This window comes from Cobetia sp. Ld8, from assembly GCF_045066615.1.
GTDB lineage: Bacteria > Pseudomonadota > Gammaproteobacteria > Pseudomonadales > Halomonadaceae > Cobetia > Cobetia amphilecti.
This window is the reverse complement of the sequence record NZ_JBISHF010000009.1, coordinates 140875-157217: the sequence shown is the minus strand read 5'-3', so window position 1 is coordinate 157217 and position 16343 is coordinate 140875. Positions and strand designations below refer to the sequence as shown.

The window sequence follows — 16343 nt, the reverse complement described above, 5'->3', positions numbered from 1 at the left end:
TCAGCGGCGTCAATCGTCTGGGGTGCGCCCCAGGTTGTCTGGTGGCGGGCTACGCAGTTCAGTTCGAGACAGGTCAGTTCGAGGCAGGGCGGCGCGAGGCAGGGCGGCGCGAGGCAGGCCCTCGATCGAGGGCGGGTTTCAGGCATTCGGTGGTGAATGATGCGCTGTTGATTCTTTTGCGTATCTATTAATGATTCGGTAGTTGGTCTCTTTCGTCATGATGGTCAAGTGTTGATCGTGGTGAGGGCGAGGGCAGCACTCATGCGATGTGAGTGGCGACATATCCGATGAAAATCATGGAGTTGAGAGGTTTATTAGATTTTCATGACATGATAGTGATCAAATCGAGAGCGATGATCGCATCTTTCCTATTTTGCGCATCACCAAATGATTCGATATGTGGTTTATTGCGGATCTTTTTGATAAGATGTTGATGAAAATCTCAATGGGAATAACAACTTATGTGGATCTGGCAGCAGCCTGACTGGCCACGGGGGCGGTTGGAGGTTATGCCCTTGATGGGGCAGTTGGCGGCGACCCAGGCGGTGATGTCACCGCTGGTCGCTCAGGGACAGAATCTCTATCCCCGACAACGCCTGCGTCTCGAGGCGACGCTCCTCAGCGAAGAGATGGAAGCCAGTGCCCAGCTGTCTGGCGTGGTGCTCGGGCGGGCGGCGTTGCGTGATGCGCTGTATCAGGCGCTGGGGCTGGAGTCCGGCCATCAGGAGTCACCGCGCGGGCCGGCGCCTGGCGTCGACGTCTTCGTGGATGTGACGCTGGAAGTCGTGCGCACGGCATTCCAGCCGCTGACCCGCCAACAGGTGCTCGAGTGGCATCGGCGTCTGGGGCCTTTCCTGCCGCGCAGCAGTGGTCAGCCTCTCGGGGCATGGCGCGAGGCGCGCTACGAAGCAGTCAGCGGTCGTTACGGTCTCAAGCGCTTGCGCTATCGCGCCCCGGCGGAGAACCCCGATGCGCTGGACCGGGAGCTGGATGTCTTCTGGCAGCGTCTGGCGACGGAAGAACCGGATGTGGATAACTCAGGGGTGTTGAATGCCCTGCAGCTGCATGCGCACTGGCAGGCGCTCGCACCGCTGGCCTTGGGCAACGGCTTGATCGGGCGCTTGCTGCTGATGCGCTGGCTGACACGAATCGATGCCCTGGCCGCGTTGCAGCAGCAGGGCGAGTTTGTCGGCAAGGCCGCCGAGCGCTGGGAGCCGGAAGCGCTGGAGCAACTCTGCTGGCGCCGCCAGGCGCTGTTCTCGGTAGTGCTCGAGCATCAGGATGAATTGCGCGAGCTGGAGCAGCGTTATCTCGGCAAGCCCCAGACCTCGGCCAGCGGCCATCAGCTGCCGCCGCAGCTGGACCGCGCGCTCAATGGTGAGGTGGAGGACGCACCGCCCGGTGACATGAATGTCTGGGCCGAGTGGTGGCTTTTGCGTCTGCGCGACGCCGGTCGTCGGACGGCCTTCCATTACCAGCGCGTCCAGCGCGCCGAGCGACTGTGGCTGGAGCACGCGCGTACGCCGCTGAATGCCCGCCAGCGTGAGCTGGTACTGACATTGTTGGAGCGAGATGACGAAGAGGGCGTGGGGCGCGCCGAATACCGCGCCCTGGTCGATACCTCCGACCCTACCGCCGCCCGCGATCTCGCCGACCTGACCGCCAAGCAGGTACTGGAAAGTTACGGTGTCGGGCGTGGCACCCGGTATCGCTTGCCGATCTTCACGGCCAAGGAATAGGGAAGAATCGAGTTCAGGAAGTTCGCAAATGAAAAGGCGGGAAGGGTCGTGATGACCCTTCCCGCCTTTTCATGGTACGTCCAGCCGAGCGGCTGTCACGCGTATCGCGGTCTCACACCGTATAAGGCAATACGCCGGTATAGATGGCGAAGAAGTGACAGGTGCTGCCACCGAGCACGAACAGGTGCCAGATGGCATGGTGGTAGCGCAGACGTGTCATCAGGAAGAAGATCACCCCCAGGGTGTAGGTGATGCCACCGGCGACCAGCAAGGTGAGGCCATTCTCGGAGAGGTGTTCTACCAGCATCGGTGAGGCGAACACGATCAGCCAGCCCATCAGCAGATAGACGGTGACGCGCAAGGCACTGAAGCGCTCGGGCCAGCGCAGTTTCAGGAAGATGCCGCCCAGTGCAAGGGACCAGATGATGGCGAACAGCGTCCAGCCGGTCGGCCCGCGCAGATTGACCAGCAGAAAGGGCGTATAGGTGCCGGCGATCAATAGATAGATCGCACAGTGGTCCAGCAACTGGAAAGCATGTTTCAAGCGGGGATGGCGGACGCCATGGTAGAGGGTCGAGGCGGCATACAGCACCACCAGTGTCAGGCCATAGAGGCTGACGCTGACGATCTTCCATGGGTCGGCGTCGGCGGCGAGGCTGGCCATCACGATCAGCACGACCATGCCGATGAGCCCCATGACGGCACCGACGCCATGGCTGGCGCTGTGCAGCCATTCCTCCAGCTGGGTATAGAGCGCTGGAGTCTCAGGGCTGTGCGCATCGCTATCGGCGTGCGCCTGTCGCGCTGACAGCGATGTGCGTGATCTGGATGAGCTTGAGTCGTTGCGCATGGCGGTATCTCCGGCGCGGGTTCTCCTCAAGCCTACTCCCTGCGAGGTGACGTCGTCATTTCACGCAGTGTCGGGTTGTCCAGCTTGCAATGAGCTTGCGACTTGAACAGCGCGATGCAAGCTCGACCTTTCCCGCGGCAGTCGGTCAGGCTCTCCTGCGGGTGACTCGTCCCCTTTACTCGCTGCGCTCGATATCCACGTCGCTGGCCTGGGTGAAGTCATCCAGCGCCATCATGTGGCCAAGCTTGCCGGCCTTGGTGGAGAGGTACTGCTCGTTGTGCGGATTCAGCCCCGTGGTGATCGGCTGGCGCTCGCTGATGGTCACGCCATCACGGGTCAGTGCATCGACCTTGCGCGGATTGTTGGTCATCAGCTTGAGCGTGCTGACACCTAGATGCTCCAGCATCGGGACGCAGATGTCGTAGCGACGCATATCGGCACCGAAGCCCAGACGTTCGTTGGCCTCGACGGTATCGGCGCCACCATCCTGCAGCTCGTAGGCACGAATCTTGTTGAGCAGACCGATACCACGCCCTTCCTGACGCAGATAGAGCAGCACGCCGCGGCCTTCGGCGGCAATGCGCTTGAGCGCTTCCTGCAGCTGATAGCCGCAGTCACAGCGCATCGAGAAGAGGGCGTCGCCGGTCAGGCACTCGGAATGCACGCGGCCCAGCACCGGCGCGCCGTCATCGATGTCGCCCAGAGTCAGGGCGATGTGGTCCTTGCCGGTGGTCTCATCCTCGAAACCGTGCATGGTGAAGGTCGCCCAGGGCGTTGGCAGCCGCGAGGCGGCGATGAATCGAATGGTCACTGTTCACCTCGAACGCCCGGACAATCGCCGGGCTGAAAAAGCGCGGGCATGCGGTGGTCCGGCAATGTCTCGATGAGTCGCTCGAGATACCGGCGGCCAGCATGCAGTCATTTGGCGAGTTTACCAGTCTGTGGCCGATGACTCATCGCTCTGTATGGAAAAGCGTTGTTGCCGCCACCACCACAATGGTCGGATGACGCCAGCAAAGGAACTATAAAGGCGGGGCGATTTGCCAATGCATTTGTTGCATCACCACGATGGGCGGGATTTTTCTCAGGCTCTGATAGAATGCCGAGACATTCCCCGAGCTGATGTGTGATTCCGATGACCTTGAAGAATGATCGCTTCCTGCGCGCGCTGGCCCGTCAGCCGGTCGACCGTACTCCCGTCTGGATGATGCGCCAGGCTGGCCGCTATCTGCCGGAATATCGCGAAGTCCGCGGTCAGGCCGGTGGCTTCATGGACCTGTGCATGGACACCGCGCGTGCCTGCGAGGTGACGCTGCAGCCGCTGGAGCGCTTCCCGCTGGATGCCGCCATCCTGTTCTCCGACATCCTGACCATCCCGGATGCCATGGGGCTGGGCCTTTACTTCGAGACTGGCGAAGGCCCGAAATTCCGCAAGACAGTGCGGACTGCCGAGGAAATCGCGGCGCTGAGCGTGCCGAATGTCGAGCGTGATCTCGATTACGTCATGCGTGCCGTGTCCACCATCCGCCGTGAACTGAACGGCCGCGTGCCGCTGATCGGTTTCTCCGGCAGCCCGTGGACACTGGCCACCTACATGGTCGAGGGCGGTTCCAGCAAGGACTTCCGTCATGTGAAAGGCCTGATGTATTCCAATCCGGAAGCCATGCATCAGTTGCTCGACACCCTGGCGCAGGCTGTCACCGACTACCTGAACGCCCAGATTGCCGCGGGTGCTCAGGCGGTGCAGATCTTCGATACCTGGGGCGGCACCCTGTCCACACCGGCCTATCTCGAGTTCTCGCTGCGTTACATGGAACAGATCGTCGCTGGCCTCAAGCCGGACAGCGAAGGCAACCGTGTGCCGGTGATCCTGTTCACCAAGAATGGTGGCCAGTGGCTCGAGCACATCGCTGCCACCGGCTGTGATGCCGTCGGCCTCGACTGGACCACCGAGATGTCCAATGCGCGTGAGCGTGTCGGCCATCGTGTGGCCCTGCAGGGCAACCTGGACCCGAATGCGCTGTTCGGCACGCCGGCCGCCATTCGTGCCGAAGTCGGGCGTATCCTCGACAGCTACGGCCAGGGCCCGGGCCACATCTTCAACCTCGGTCACGGCATCAGCCAGTTCACCGACCCGGGCAACGTCAATGCCCTGATGGACGCGCTGCACGAGCTGAGCCCGGCCTACCATCAGGATGACGCCGCCAATGCGACACCGGTCGCCCGCGGCTGATGGGAGAGCCCATCATGGTCTTCTCTGCTGTCACCCCTGTTGCTGCCTATAGAAGGTGGCAAGCAGCAGGGCAGCAAGCAGAAGGGCGCCGGCCAGCGGGGGTGTCAGCATGACGCCGGTCGAGCAGCGTCTCATCCCGCGCCGCGGTTGGGCCTTCGTGGCGCTGCTGTGCCTGTTGCTGATCCTGTTCGGCACGCTCTCCCCGGGCGTGCCGCACCCGGAGCAGACCTTCCCCTGGGACAAGCTGCAGCATTTCTCCGCCTTCGCGTTGCTGGCGCTGACCACACGGCTGGCGGGCTTGACCAGCTTGATCATCCTGCCGCTCCTGCTGCTGCTGGGCGTCGCCATCGAATGTCTGCAGCTGGCGATTCCCTATCGCGGCGCTGAGGTGCTGGATGCACTGGCGGACCTCGCCGGCATCCTCATCGGGCTGGGAGTGTTTCAGTGCGTCAGGCTGATTCTGCATCTGGTCCGCCTCGGGCCGGCTTCTCGCTGAGCCTCTCCCCCGGGCCGCGTGTCATCGATACGCGGCCTGTCTGAAATTGTCATGCATCAACACTTTCCACTCCGGCCGTCTTTGGCTATGGTGCAGCGCCTGCGCCATGTTGGCGCTTGCCCGGCATGTCGCGTATCACGACATCACGCCGCGTGGTCGTCATGCGGGCCGTGAACTGCCGGCCTGACGCTGGCGCAGTGCTGATTGGCGCAATTTCCGATGGCCATCGTGCCGTCTCTATCCATACCTTGATATCCCGTCTGTGATATCCAATGCGAGGGTCCCCCATGACCGAACGTCTCGATGGCTCCTGGTTTACCGAAATCTTCGATCGCCACGGCAGCGCCTTCTCGCTCAAGGTCAGCCACAAGCTGCATGACGAGCAGACCCCTTATCAGCACCTCGAAGTCTATGCCACCGAGACCTACGGCAACCTGATGGTGCTGGACGGCTGCGTGATGCTGACTGACCGTGACAACTTCCTCTATCACGAGATGATGTCGCACCCGGCGCTGTTCGCTCATGCAGACCCCAAGCGTGTCGTCATCATCGGCGGTGGCGATTGCGGCACCCTGCGTGAGGTGCTCAAGCACCCGGGCGTGGAGAAGGTCACCCAGATCGATATCGATCCGGCGGTCACGCGTGCCTCCGAGCAATTCTTCCCGGCGCTGGTCGAGTCCAATGACGACCCGCGTGCCGAGCTGCTGTTCGAGGATGGTGTCAAGTGGGTCGACAACTGCCCGGACGAGAGCATCGACGTGCTGATCGTCGATTCCACCGACCCGGTCGGCCCGGCGGAAGGTCTGTTCAAGACCGACTTCCTCAAGCGCTGCCATCGTATCCTCAAGCAGGGCGGCCTGATGGTGCAGCAGAGCGAGTCCCCGCTCTATCACACCGATTCCATCATCAAGGACCTGCGCAACGACATGGGCGAAGCGGGCTTTGATAGCGTCGCGACCTTGCCGTTCCCGCAGCCGGTGTATCCGTCCGGCTGGTGGAGCTGCACCCTGGCGGGCAAGAGCTGTGACGTGAAGTCATTCCGCGAGGAAGATGCCGCTGCCGCCACCTTCGCGCGTGACTTCTATACCGTCGAAGGCCATCGCGCCGCCCTGGTGCTGCCGCCCTTCATGCAGCGCCTGCTGGAGAAGTGATTTGCATGCACCTTGCAGTGGCAAGGGAGTCCCATCAGGCACGAAAACGTGCCTGACGGGATGAACAAGCGTTGAGTCAGGCAGACCGAGACATTGGTCGCAATCTGCCACTCGCGCCACATCGCTGCACCGCCAACGGCCGTTTCGCAATGAAACGGCCGTTTTTATTTTGCACCGATATGAGGCGAACTGGTCTCGCCATGAGCCTAACTGCGCGGCAATCGCGCGGAATGATCCGCCGCCCCACTCCGAGGCTTTGGCCTATATCACTGGGTTTTAGCGCTTTTTTCAGCGTTGAACGCAGCGGATCACGCGATAGGCGGAAATTGGAACGCGGCTTGCTATTGTCGGTAGGTGCCATGCAATGCATTGCACCACTTCTGACTCGAGGCTGATCGAGCGGACTCCAGACTTTCGCGAGGGAATCACGATGCATAACAACAAGAAGCCACTGCTGATCGCTAGCGCCGCTGTCCTGGCCGCCTCCATGGCGACAGGCGCCAGTGCCGCGACCCTGGATAGCGTCAAGGAAAAGGGCTTTGTCCAGTGTGGCGTCAGCACCGGCTTGCCGGGCTTCTCGGCACCGGATGACGCCGGTAACTGGCAGGGCCTCGATGTCGACGTCTGCCGCGGCGTCGCGGCAGCCGTGCTGGGCGATGCCAGCAAGGTGCGCTATGTACCGCTGACGGCCAAGGAGCGTTTCACCGCGCTGCAGTCCGGCGAGATTGATGTCCTGTCCCGCAACACCACCTGGACGGCGACCCGTGACACCTCACTGGGCCTCAACTTCGCTGGCGTGAACTATTACGACGGCCAGGGCTTCATGGTCAGCAAGGACCTGGGCGTCTCCAGTGCCAAGGAGCTGGACGGGGCAGCCGTCTGCATCCAGTCCGGCACCACCACCGAGCTCAACCTGGCGGACTACTTCCGCCTGAACGACATGTCCTTCGAGCCGGTCGTCTTCGATACCTCCGACCAGACCGTCAAGGGCTTCGAAGCCGGTCGTTGTGACGTCCTGACCTCCGACCAATCCCAGCTCTACGCGCTGCGTATCAAGCTCTCCGATCCGGCATCCGCGATGGTGCTGCCGGAAGTCATCTCCAAGGAACCGCTGGGCCCCGTCGTCCGTCAGGGCGATGACCAGTGGTTCAACATCGTCAAATGGACCCTGTTCGCCCAGATCAACGCCGAAGAGATGGGGCTGAGCTCCGACAACATCGAAGAGAAGAAGTCGGACACCAACCCGAACGTCGCGCGCCTGGTCGGTGCCGATGGCAACTACGGGGAAGCCATGGGGCTGCCGGCTGACTGGGCCTACCAGGTCATCAAGCAGGTCGGTAACTACGGTCAGATGTTCGAGCGCAACGTCGGTACCGGCTCCGCACTGGGTATCGAGCGTGGCTTGAATGCACTGTGGACCGATGGCGGCGTCCAGTACGCCCCGCCGGTTCGCTGATGCGCGGGCTCGCCCTTTACTGCGGGTGGGCCTTGCCCCTCATGACAGGCTGAGCAAGGACGCTGGCCAGGGGAAGTGAGCGTCTTGCTCCACTTCCTCTGGCCAGCGTCATGTGGGGCCTGGCAACAAGAGGCCCCGCCCAGAGGCTTAGCTTATGTGCCCCAGCCTGTGAGGCCCAGCCTGTTCCTCGTGACCCATTCATCGAGTGCCGAGAGATAACTGATCTGCCGTTCGATAGGACGGCAGGCGGAAGTCGCATAGCTTTCCGGCGGAGATTGCCTGTATGACACAACCTGCTTCTCGCCCGCCGGCCACGGTCAAGCCGCCATTCTGGCGTGACCCGGCCAAGCGGGCACTGATCTTCCAGCTATTGATGCTGGCAGGCGTGTTCGGTGTGTTGGCGATCATCGTCAGCAATACCCTGACCAACCTCGAAAGCCGGGGCATCACCACCGGCTTTGCCTTTCTGGACAACACCGCAGGCTTTGGCATCCTGCAGAGCCTGATCGACTATTCCGAGCAATCCACCTATGGCGATACCTTCATCGTCGGCCTGCTCAATACCTTGTTGATATCCGCACTGGGTGTCATCGCCGCGACCGTGATCGGCTTCGTCATGGGGGTCGCGCGTCTGTCCCCCAACTGGCTGATCTCACGGCTGGCGGCGGTCTATATCGAAGTCTTCCGCAACATCCCGCTGCTGCTGCAGATCTTCTTCTGGTATTTCGCCGTTCTGAGAACCCTGCCGAGTCCGCGTGGCTCGCTGTCGCTGGGCGAGGCGTTCTTCCTCAACGTGCGCGGTCTGTTCGTGCCGGCCCCCATCACCTCCAGCGGTTTCTCGGTGGTGATTGCGGTGTTCGTGCTGGCCGTCGTCGCCAGCGGCATCTTCAGCTACTGGAACCGCCAGCGTCAGGCCCGTACCGGTCAGCGCCTGCCGGCGGGCTGGATCTCGCTCGGTCTGATCATCGTGGCGCCACTGCTGGCCTACTTCGCGATGGGCATGCCGCTGAGCTGGGAGCTGCCGGAGCTCAAGGGCTTCAACTTCCGTGGCGGCATCACGGTCGTCCCCGAGTTCCTCGCCCTGTGGGTCGCGCTGTCGGTCTATACCGCAGCCTTCATCGCCGAGATCGTGCGTTCCGGCATCGAAGCGGTACCGCACGGCCAGACCGAAGCGTCACGGGCGCTGTCGCTGTCCGGTGGCATGACACTGCGTCTGGTGGTGGTGCCGCAGGCGCTGCGCGTCATCATCCCGCCGCTGACCAGCCAGTATCTGAACCTGATCAAGAACTCGTCGCTGGCCACGGCCATCGGCTATCCCGATCTGGTCTCGGTCTTCGCGGGTACCACGCTCAACCAGACCGGTCAGGCCATCGAGGTGATCGCCATGACGATGCTGGTCTATCTGACCATCAGTCTGCTGGTCTCCATGTTCATGAACTGGTTCAACGCCCGCATGGCGTTGGTCGAGCGCTGAGGGTCTGCCCATGTCGATTGAAAAGACCCTGTCACGGGTCACCGAGAAGATGATCGATTCCCGTCCGGCGCCGAGCGACAGCATCGGCGCGGTGGCCTGGTTGCGCAGCAATCTGTTCGCCGGACCGATCAATACGTTGTTCACGCTGTTCGCGCTGTATCTGGTCTATCTGCTGGTGGTGCCCAGCCTGCAGTGGGCGCTGATCGATGCCAGCTGGAGCGGCACCTCACGAGAGGACTGCACGGGGGAGGGCGCCTGCTGGGTCTTCATCAGTGCGCGTCTCGATCAGTTCATCTACGGCTTCTACCCGAGCGAGGAAACCTGGCGGGTCGATATCGTCTTCGCCGTCTTTGCGGCCCTGATCGCCTGGCTGGCGATTCCGAAGCTGCCGGCCAAGGGCTGGGTCGCCATCGTCAGCCTGGCGGTGTTCCCCTTCATCGCCTACTTCCTGCTGCATGGCGGCAGCTTCGGCCTCGAGATCGTCGGTACCCACGAGTGGGGCGGTCTGATGCTGACACTGGTGCTGGCGGTGGTGGGTATCGTGGCGGCACTGCCGCTGGGGATCCTGCTGGCGCTGGGGCGTCGCTCCGAGATGCCGATCGTGAAGAGCATCTGTGTGGTGTTCATCGAGTTCTGGCGCGGTGTGCCGCTCATCACGGTGCTGTTCATGGCCTCGGTGATGCTGCCGCTGTTCGTGCCTGGCGAGGTCAATCTCGACAAGCTGGTGCGCGCGCTGATCGGCATCACCCTGTTCCAGAGTGCCTACATGGCGGAAGTGGTGCGTGGTGGCCTGCAGGCGATCCCGAAGGGACAGACCGAGGCCGGCATGGCGCTGGGGCTGGGCTACTGGCGCAACATGGGGCTGATCGTGCTGCCCCAGGCGCTCAAGCTGATGATTCCCGGCATCGTGAACACCTTCATCGCCCTGTTCAAGGACACCTCGCTGGTACTGATCATCGGGCTCTTCGATCTGCTCGCCATCGTGCAGGCCGGTCTCGCCGACCCCAAATGGCTGGGCTACTCCATCGAGGGCTACGCCTTCGTGGCGCTGGTCTTCTGGGTCTTCTGCTTCAGCATGTCGCGCTACAGCCAGTATCTCGAGCGCCTGCTGCATACCGGTCACAAGAAGCGCTGATCACGGCGCCAAGGAATCTTCATCATGACAACGACAACATCCGCCTCGCAGGGCAACACCGGCGCCGATGAGCGCCCGATGATCGAGCTCAAGGGTCTCAACAAGTGGTACGGCGACTTCCACGTGCTGCGTGACATCAACCTGAGCGTGCGCAAGGGCGAACGTATCGTCATCTGTGGCCCTTCGGGGTCCGGCAAGTCGACGATGATCCGCTGCATCAATCATCTCGAGGAGCATCAGGAAGGCGATATCGTGGTCAACGGCATGCCGCTGACCCAGGACATCAAGCAGATCGAGGCGATCCGTCGCAACGTCGGCATGGTGTTCCAGCACTTCAACCTGTTCCCGCATCTGACGGTGCTCGAGAACTGCTGTCTGGCGCCGATCTGGGTGCAGAAGCGGCCGCGCCGCGAGGCGGAAGCCGAAGCCATGAAGTACCTGGAGCGCGTGCGCATCGCCGATCAGGCCCACAAGTTCCCCGGCCAGCTGTCCGGCGGCCAGCAGCAACGTGTCGCGATCGCGCGCTCGCTGTGCCTGAGCCCGGAGGTGATGCTGTTCGATGAGCCGACCTCGGCGCTGGACCCGGAGATGATCAAGGAAGTGTTGGATGTCATGGTCGAACTGGCCAATGAAGGCATGACCATGCTGTGCGTGACCCACGAGATGGGCTTCGCCAAGACCGTCGCCGACCGCGTCATCTTCATGGATCAAGGCCAGATCATCGAAGAGAACGCGCCGGAGCCGTTCTTCAACAATCCGCAGTCCGAGCGGACCCAGCTGTTCCTCAGCCAGATTCTGGGGCATTGAGGCCACGGACTGATCGGATGCTGTAAGCCGAAAAAGAAAACGCCCCGCGTGATTTCCATCACGCGGGGCGTTTCCGTGTGTGAGCCGAAAGGCAATCAGTGGGTGCTCACTATCAACTCATTCCGCTGAATAAAGAGGCTCGCCTAGAGGCTGGGCTCGGTGCGGCGTACTTCGCTGCTGTTGGTGTCTGGCAGCTCTTCATCGCTGCCCAGGCTTGGCTCCTGCGGCTTGGCCGCGGCCTTGGGCGAGGCAGCGGCAGGTGTATCGGCAGATGTCGCCGTCGCCGCTGTGGCAGCGGGGGCTTCTTCGCCTTCGCGCGGCCAGGTGACGCTGCGTGGCTTGCCGACCCAGCTGTCGTCATTGTCGTGCACCGCCGGACGGCGCGAGATGGAGCGCGTCACCAGCGCCGCGGCATCCAGGGTGTGGTTGCCCCCGCGAATGCTCAGCAGGTGATGCGGCGCCATCAGCAACTCGAACAGCAGGCGCGTCATCACGAAGGCCAGCAGGAAGCCGCCGACACCTTGCGCCAGTACCGGCCACTGCGCGACCAGCGAGTTGTCAGGCCCGATGGGCGTCAAGTGCTGCAGCGTCCAGCCGCAGGCAGCCGCCAGCAATCCCAGCTGCAGCATCAGGTGAGCGGTGACCAGCACGCGCCGGGGCAGCGGGCGGCGCATCAGGAGCAGATTGCGCATCGAAACTTCTCCGAGAAAAGACCACAGGATGAGGGGAGCGGTGGCAGACGGGCAGGCGGCACCCCGCGTTGGGCGGATGTTAGCACGCACTTCGCCATCGACGTCATGTCCGGGAGTCGCGACGCCAGTGTCGGTTCTGGCGACGATGGAGGAGCGTTGCATGTGGCTGGCGGGGTAAAGGAAAGGCCGGGCATGCCGATACAGAGAGCGGCACGTACCGATGATCACGCCGGTACACCGCATGCCTGCATGCCTTGCCACCGAGGGGCAGACCGACGCGCTCTGCGCTGGCGCCCCCGGCCCCCTTCCCGATGGATTTGAACCAAGGAGTGGCGATGTTTGCCTCGTTACGTGCGCGCATCACGTTAGCCTGTGTGGCGATAGTGCTGGTGGCGCTGGTGGTCGTCAGCAGCCTGAATGCCTGGACCACGTTCCGCAATACGCATGCCGATGAGAGCGACTACCAGCAACAGTTGCTGAGATCGAACGCCGCCCAGCTGAGCCAGTGGTTCAGCGTGCATATCAATGCGGTGAGCGGCATCGCGGCCAGTAGCCTCGAGAACTTCCCCGATGCCGCCTTGACCCAGGCGATGAGGCAGGGCGACTTCAGCAAGACCTATGTCGGCTTCCCGGATGGTCGCTTCCGTTATTTCGATGGGCGCCCGGGGCGGGCAGGTTATGACCCGCGCCAACGTGGCTGGTATCAGGCGGCGGTGGCGACCGGCAAGCCCGTCATCACGGCGCCCTATGTCGGTGCCACCAGTGGCGAACTGGAAATCAGCGTGGCGGCGCCGGTCTATCGCGGCTCACGGCTGGTCGCCGTGGTCAGTGGTGATCTGCCGCTGGCGTTCATCACCCGCACGGTCGCCGAACTCTCGCCGACGCCCAACAGCTTCGCCTTCCTGATCGACGATACCGGCACGCTGATCGCCCACCCGGATGATGCCCTGGTGCTCAAGCCGATGAGTGCACTCGCATCGGCGCTGACGCCCGAGACCCTGGCCAGCAGCAATCGCCTGGTGGCCGCTGGCCAGTCGGCACTGGTGGTCGATATCCAGCAGCGTGATTACCGCATGTTCAGTGCCGAGCTGGATTCGGCAGGGCTGGGAGACACCGGTTGGCGTCTGGCGCTGGCCCTGGATGTGGCCGACTCGGATGCACCGCTTTATGCCCAGCTGTGGACCACGCTGGCCATGACGCTGCTGGTGTTGCTGGGGGCGGCCGCCGTGATGTCGTGGATCGCCAGCCGCAGTCTGCGCGGCCTGGCACTGGTGCGTGATGCGCTGGTGGATATCGCTGCAGGCGAGGGCGATCTCACGCGGCGCATTCAAGTCAGCGGGCGTGATGAAGTCGCCGAGATCGGCAATGCCTTCAATCGCTTCGTCTCGACCCTCAATGGCGTGCTCAGCGAGATTCGTCTCGCCAGTGGTGCGGTGCAGACCGCCGCCGCCGAGATCAGCCAGGGCAGTCAGGATCTGTCGTCACGTACCGAGCAGGCGGCGGCCAATCTGCAGGAAACCTCGGCCTCGATGGAGCAGATTTCCGGCACCGTCGCCCAGTCCGCGGACTCCGCACATGAAGCTGACGGGCTGGCCAAGTCGGCCAGTGAGGTCGCGCGTCGCGGCGGCGAGGTGATCGGAGAGGTCGTCACCACCATGCAGGGCATCGATGACGACTCGCGCAAGATCACCGAGATCGTCAGTGTCATGGACTCCATCGCCTTCCAGACCAACCTGCTGGCATTGAATGCCTCCGTCGAGGCGGCACGCGCCGGCGAGCAGGGGCGTGGCTTCGCGGTGGTGGCCGGTGAGGTGCGTACCCTCGCCCAGCGCTCTTCCGAGGCCTCGCGGGAAATCGCCACGCTGATCAGCTCCGCCAACGAGCGCACGCGCAATGGTGCCGAACAGGTCAGGGTGGCCGGCAGCACCATGAACGAGATCGTCGCCAGCGTGATGCGTGTCAGTGAGGTGATCGGCGAGATCAGCCATGCCACCCAGGAGCAGAATCACGGTGTCGGACAGGTCTCCAGCGCCGTGGCCGAGCTGGACCAGGTGACACAGCAGAATGCGGCACTGGTGGAGGAATCCGCCGCGGCAGCGGATGCGCTCTCCGAGCAGTCGGCGCGTCTGGCCGAGATGGTGGGCCGCTTCCGTCTGGATGGCCCTGCGCAGCCGCCCGCAATGGCGCCGCGTAGCGCAGGCACCCTGTCCGCACAGGGCTCCAGTCCCCGTGCTGCCAGGCCCGTCGCATCGGAGGAGCTGGATTGGCAAGCCTGGTAAGGCCGTCAGCACGCGAGCCTGTCAGTCGCCAGTGACAGGCATCAGACGCCAGGGCCGCCCTTCGGGGCGGCCCTGGCGTTTTTGGTTATCTGCTTGCCTGTCGACCTTCAGGCGTCGGGCTGGCGGGGTGGTGTGCGGGAAATGAGCGGCAAGGGTTGAATGTGCGCAAGGGTGCCAGCATGTAGTCAATTGAAAGCGAAGCGATGATCGTCATTCTTCATCAACGACGCCTCACGAGAGACAGGGAGTGTGTAAATGGTTACTTACATCGTTGCTGCCGACGCCGCACGTGCACGTATCTTTGCCCGTGCCGCTGGCAAGGTCACCGAAGTGGAAAGCCTTGTACATCCTGAAAGCCGCCAGCATACCGGTGACCTGAGAACCGGTGGCAAGGGTGAATCCAGCGGCGGGCACGGTAGCCTGCATCAGACTGGCGATGATGGCGCGACCTCCGACAAGCATCAGGACTTCTTCGCCAAGGAAGTCGCGCAATACCTCAAGCAGACGGCCAATGACGGCAAGTTCGATCAGCTGATCATCGCCGCCGCGCCCAAGTTCCTGGGGGCGCTGCGCGACAAGCTCGACAAGCCGGTCGCCAAGATGGTGACGGAAACCGTCGACAAGGACCTCTCCCACGAGAGCGCTGATGAGATCAAGGCACGTTTCACCGGCCTGACTCACTGATCACTCCCCCGTCATCCAGAGACCAGGACGCCGCCAGCGGAAACGCTGGCGGCGTCTGTGTGTGAGTGCTCGCTATTCTTGTGAGCCTCATGACGTGAGGAGGTAGTGTCAGCAGGCTCGGTTGCTGAAGGCCGTGAATGTGCGAATCACGGCACCTGCGGCAGGATGATCTCGTCACTGCGTGAGGCGCTGCCGCTCAGGTTGCGGCAACCGGCGACGAATTCTCGCATCGCCTGGGTGATGAAGCGGTCACGATGGTGGACGAAGCGATAGGCGCGCGTCAGCTCCAGCCATGGAGTGGGCAGCTCGACGAGGCTGCCGCGCCGAAAGGCATCTCTCAGCGCGAGGCGCGAGATGCAGCCGATGCCGAGCCCCGCTTCCACGGCGCGCTTGATGGCTTCGGTATGTTCCAGCTCCAGCATGATGTCGAGGCGCTGGGAAACGCTGGTCGAAGGCCCGTCCAGATGTGGGCGCAATGCCTGCTCGAAGGTGCCGCGTGTGCCGGAGCCACGCTCGCGCATGATCCAGCGTGCCGCCAGCAGGCGCTCAAGCGTGACCTCGCCCTGTGCCAGCGGGTGTGACGGCGCACAGAAGATGCTCAGCCGATCACTGACCCAGTGGGTCGCCTCCAGCAGCGGATGCTCCACCTCGCCTTCCACGAGCCCGATGTCCAGTTCGAAGTGCACCAGCTTGTCGATCAGCTGATGGGTGTTGTGCACGTGCAGCTCGACGCGGCTGGCGGGGTGATGGTGCAGAAAGTCACCGATGATCTGTGGCGCCAGATAGTTGCCGATGGTCAGCGTCGCGCCGATCTCCAGCGAGCCGGTGGCGTCCTGCTGACCGAGCAGCTGCTCCAGCTCCTCGGCCTGGTCCAGCAGCGCGATCGCCTTGGGCAGCAGCTCACGCCCCAGACCATTGAGTCGCAGGCGCTTGCCATGGCGATCGAACAGGCGGCAATCGAACTGACGCTCCAGCTCGGCCAGTGCCGTGCTGGCCGCTGATTGCGACATGGCCAGACTGTCGGCGGCCAGCGAGACATTGTCATGCCGCGCGACCGCCACGAAGACGGCCAGCTGGCGAAGGCTGTAGCGCATTCGACCTCCCGGGGCATGCAGTGAAGGGGCAGAGATGAGGAGGCGAAAGTGAACGCAACGCAGGATTCGCCGTCAGAGCGGGCGAATCCTGCACGATCAAGGTTGAAATGCGATTCATTCGCAACCAATATTGGTAAACTAGATAACCTATATCCAGATAAACCATTTAACGCATAACCCTGCAGTGACTACAATCGCTGCATAGTTCATTGGGTCATAAGCTGTTATTTGTTTATGCCAATAAAGAATATCG

14 protein-coding genes are annotated in these 16343 nt (G+C 62.7%); 10 read left to right on the top strand and 4 right to left on the bottom strand.

The window, feature by feature from the left end; genetic code table 11:
• The first annotated feature begins 461 nt into the window (after window positions 1-461).
• A complete protein-coding gene (locus ACJJV2_RS16895) occupies window positions 462-1739 on the top strand; it encodes a DUF4172 domain-containing protein (protein WP_405282319.1) in 1278 nt (425 codons plus the stop codon).
• 112 nt (window positions 1740-1851) lie between these two features.
• On the opposite strand, the gene ACJJV2_RS16890 is transcribed toward ACJJV2_RS16895, so the two are convergent.
• Both ACJJV2_RS16890 and ribA read right to left on the bottom strand, forming a co-directional pair.
• A complete protein-coding gene (locus tag ACJJV2_RS16890; protein ID WP_405282318.1) occupies window positions 1852-2589 on the bottom strand; it encodes a hemolysin III family protein in 738 nt (245 codons plus the stop codon).
• Window positions 2590-2764: 175 nt separating this feature from the next.
• A complete protein-coding gene (ribA, locus tag ACJJV2_RS16885; protein WP_405282317.1) occupies window positions 2765-3400 on the bottom strand; it encodes a GTP cyclohydrolase II in 636 nt (211 codons plus the stop codon).
• 324 nt (window positions 3401-3724) lie between these two features.
• Here ribA and hemE point away from each other — a divergent pair, with 324 nt between their 5' ends.
• The 7 genes from hemE (at window position 3725) to ACJJV2_RS16850 (ending at window position 11341) form a co-directional block, all read left to right on the top strand.
• A complete protein-coding gene (gene hemE, locus ACJJV2_RS16880) occupies window positions 3725-4822 on the top strand; it encodes a uroporphyrinogen decarboxylase (protein ID WP_043331592.1) in 1098 nt (365 codons plus the stop codon).
• Between the two features lie 109 nt (window positions 4823-4931).
• Window positions 4932-5318: a VanZ family protein gene (locus tag ACJJV2_RS16875; RefSeq protein WP_215823670.1), complete on the top strand. Its 387-nt coding sequence runs from the start codon at window positions 4932-4934 to the stop codon at window positions 5316-5318.
• Window positions 5319-5605: 287 nt separating this feature from the next.
• Window positions 5606-6469, top strand: coding sequence for a polyamine aminopropyltransferase (gene speE, locus ACJJV2_RS16870; RefSeq protein WP_153635023.1), 864 nt, complete (start codon window positions 5606-5608; stop codon window positions 6467-6469).
• A gap of 430 nt (window positions 6470-6899) precedes the next feature.
• Window positions 6900-7925, top strand: coding sequence for an amino acid ABC transporter substrate-binding protein (locus ACJJV2_RS16865; protein ID WP_153635024.1), 1026 nt, complete (start codon window positions 6900-6902; stop codon window positions 7923-7925).
• A 283-nt stretch (window positions 7926-8208) separates the two neighbouring features.
• Window positions 8209-9399, top strand: a complete 1191-nt coding sequence (locus tag ACJJV2_RS16860; protein ID WP_043331589.1) for an amino acid ABC transporter permease — start codon at window positions 8209-8211, stop codon at window positions 9397-9399.
• Window positions 9400-9409: 10 nt separating this feature from the next.
• Complete coding sequence (locus tag ACJJV2_RS16855) at window positions 9410-10534, top strand: amino acid ABC transporter permease (RefSeq protein ID WP_043331588.1); 1125 nt, start codon at window positions 9410-9412, stop codon at window positions 10532-10534.
• A 78-nt stretch (window positions 10535-10612) separates the two neighbouring features.
• Complete coding sequence (locus tag ACJJV2_RS16850) at window positions 10613-11341, top strand: amino acid ABC transporter ATP-binding protein (protein WP_043331784.1); 729 nt, start codon at window positions 10613-10615, stop codon at window positions 11339-11341.
• A gap of 143 nt (window positions 11342-11484) precedes the next feature.
• On the opposite strand, the gene ACJJV2_RS16845 is transcribed toward ACJJV2_RS16850, so the two are convergent.
• Window positions 11485-12033, bottom strand: a complete 549-nt coding sequence (locus ACJJV2_RS16845) for a hypothetical protein (RefSeq protein WP_303568565.1) — start codon at window positions 12031-12033, stop codon at window positions 11485-11487.
• A gap of 335 nt (window positions 12034-12368) precedes the next feature.
• Between ACJJV2_RS16845 and ACJJV2_RS16840 the strand changes: the two genes are divergently transcribed.
• The gene (locus ACJJV2_RS16840; RefSeq protein WP_405282316.1) at window positions 12369-14312 is read left to right on the top strand and encodes a methyl-accepting chemotaxis protein; all 1944 of its coding nucleotides are present in this window, start codon (window positions 12369-12371) and stop codon (window positions 14310-14312) included.
• A gap of 255 nt (window positions 14313-14567) precedes the next feature.
• Window positions 14568-14996, top strand: a complete 429-nt coding sequence (locus ACJJV2_RS16835; protein ID WP_405282315.1) for a host attachment protein — start codon at window positions 14568-14570, stop codon at window positions 14994-14996.
• Between the two features lie 146 nt (window positions 14997-15142).
• On the opposite strand, the gene ACJJV2_RS16830 is transcribed toward ACJJV2_RS16835, so the two are convergent.
• A complete protein-coding gene (locus ACJJV2_RS16830; RefSeq protein ID WP_107335730.1) occupies window positions 15143-16090 on the bottom strand; it encodes a LysR family transcriptional regulator in 948 nt (315 codons plus the stop codon).
• Between the last annotated feature and the right edge of the window lie 253 nt (window positions 16091-16343).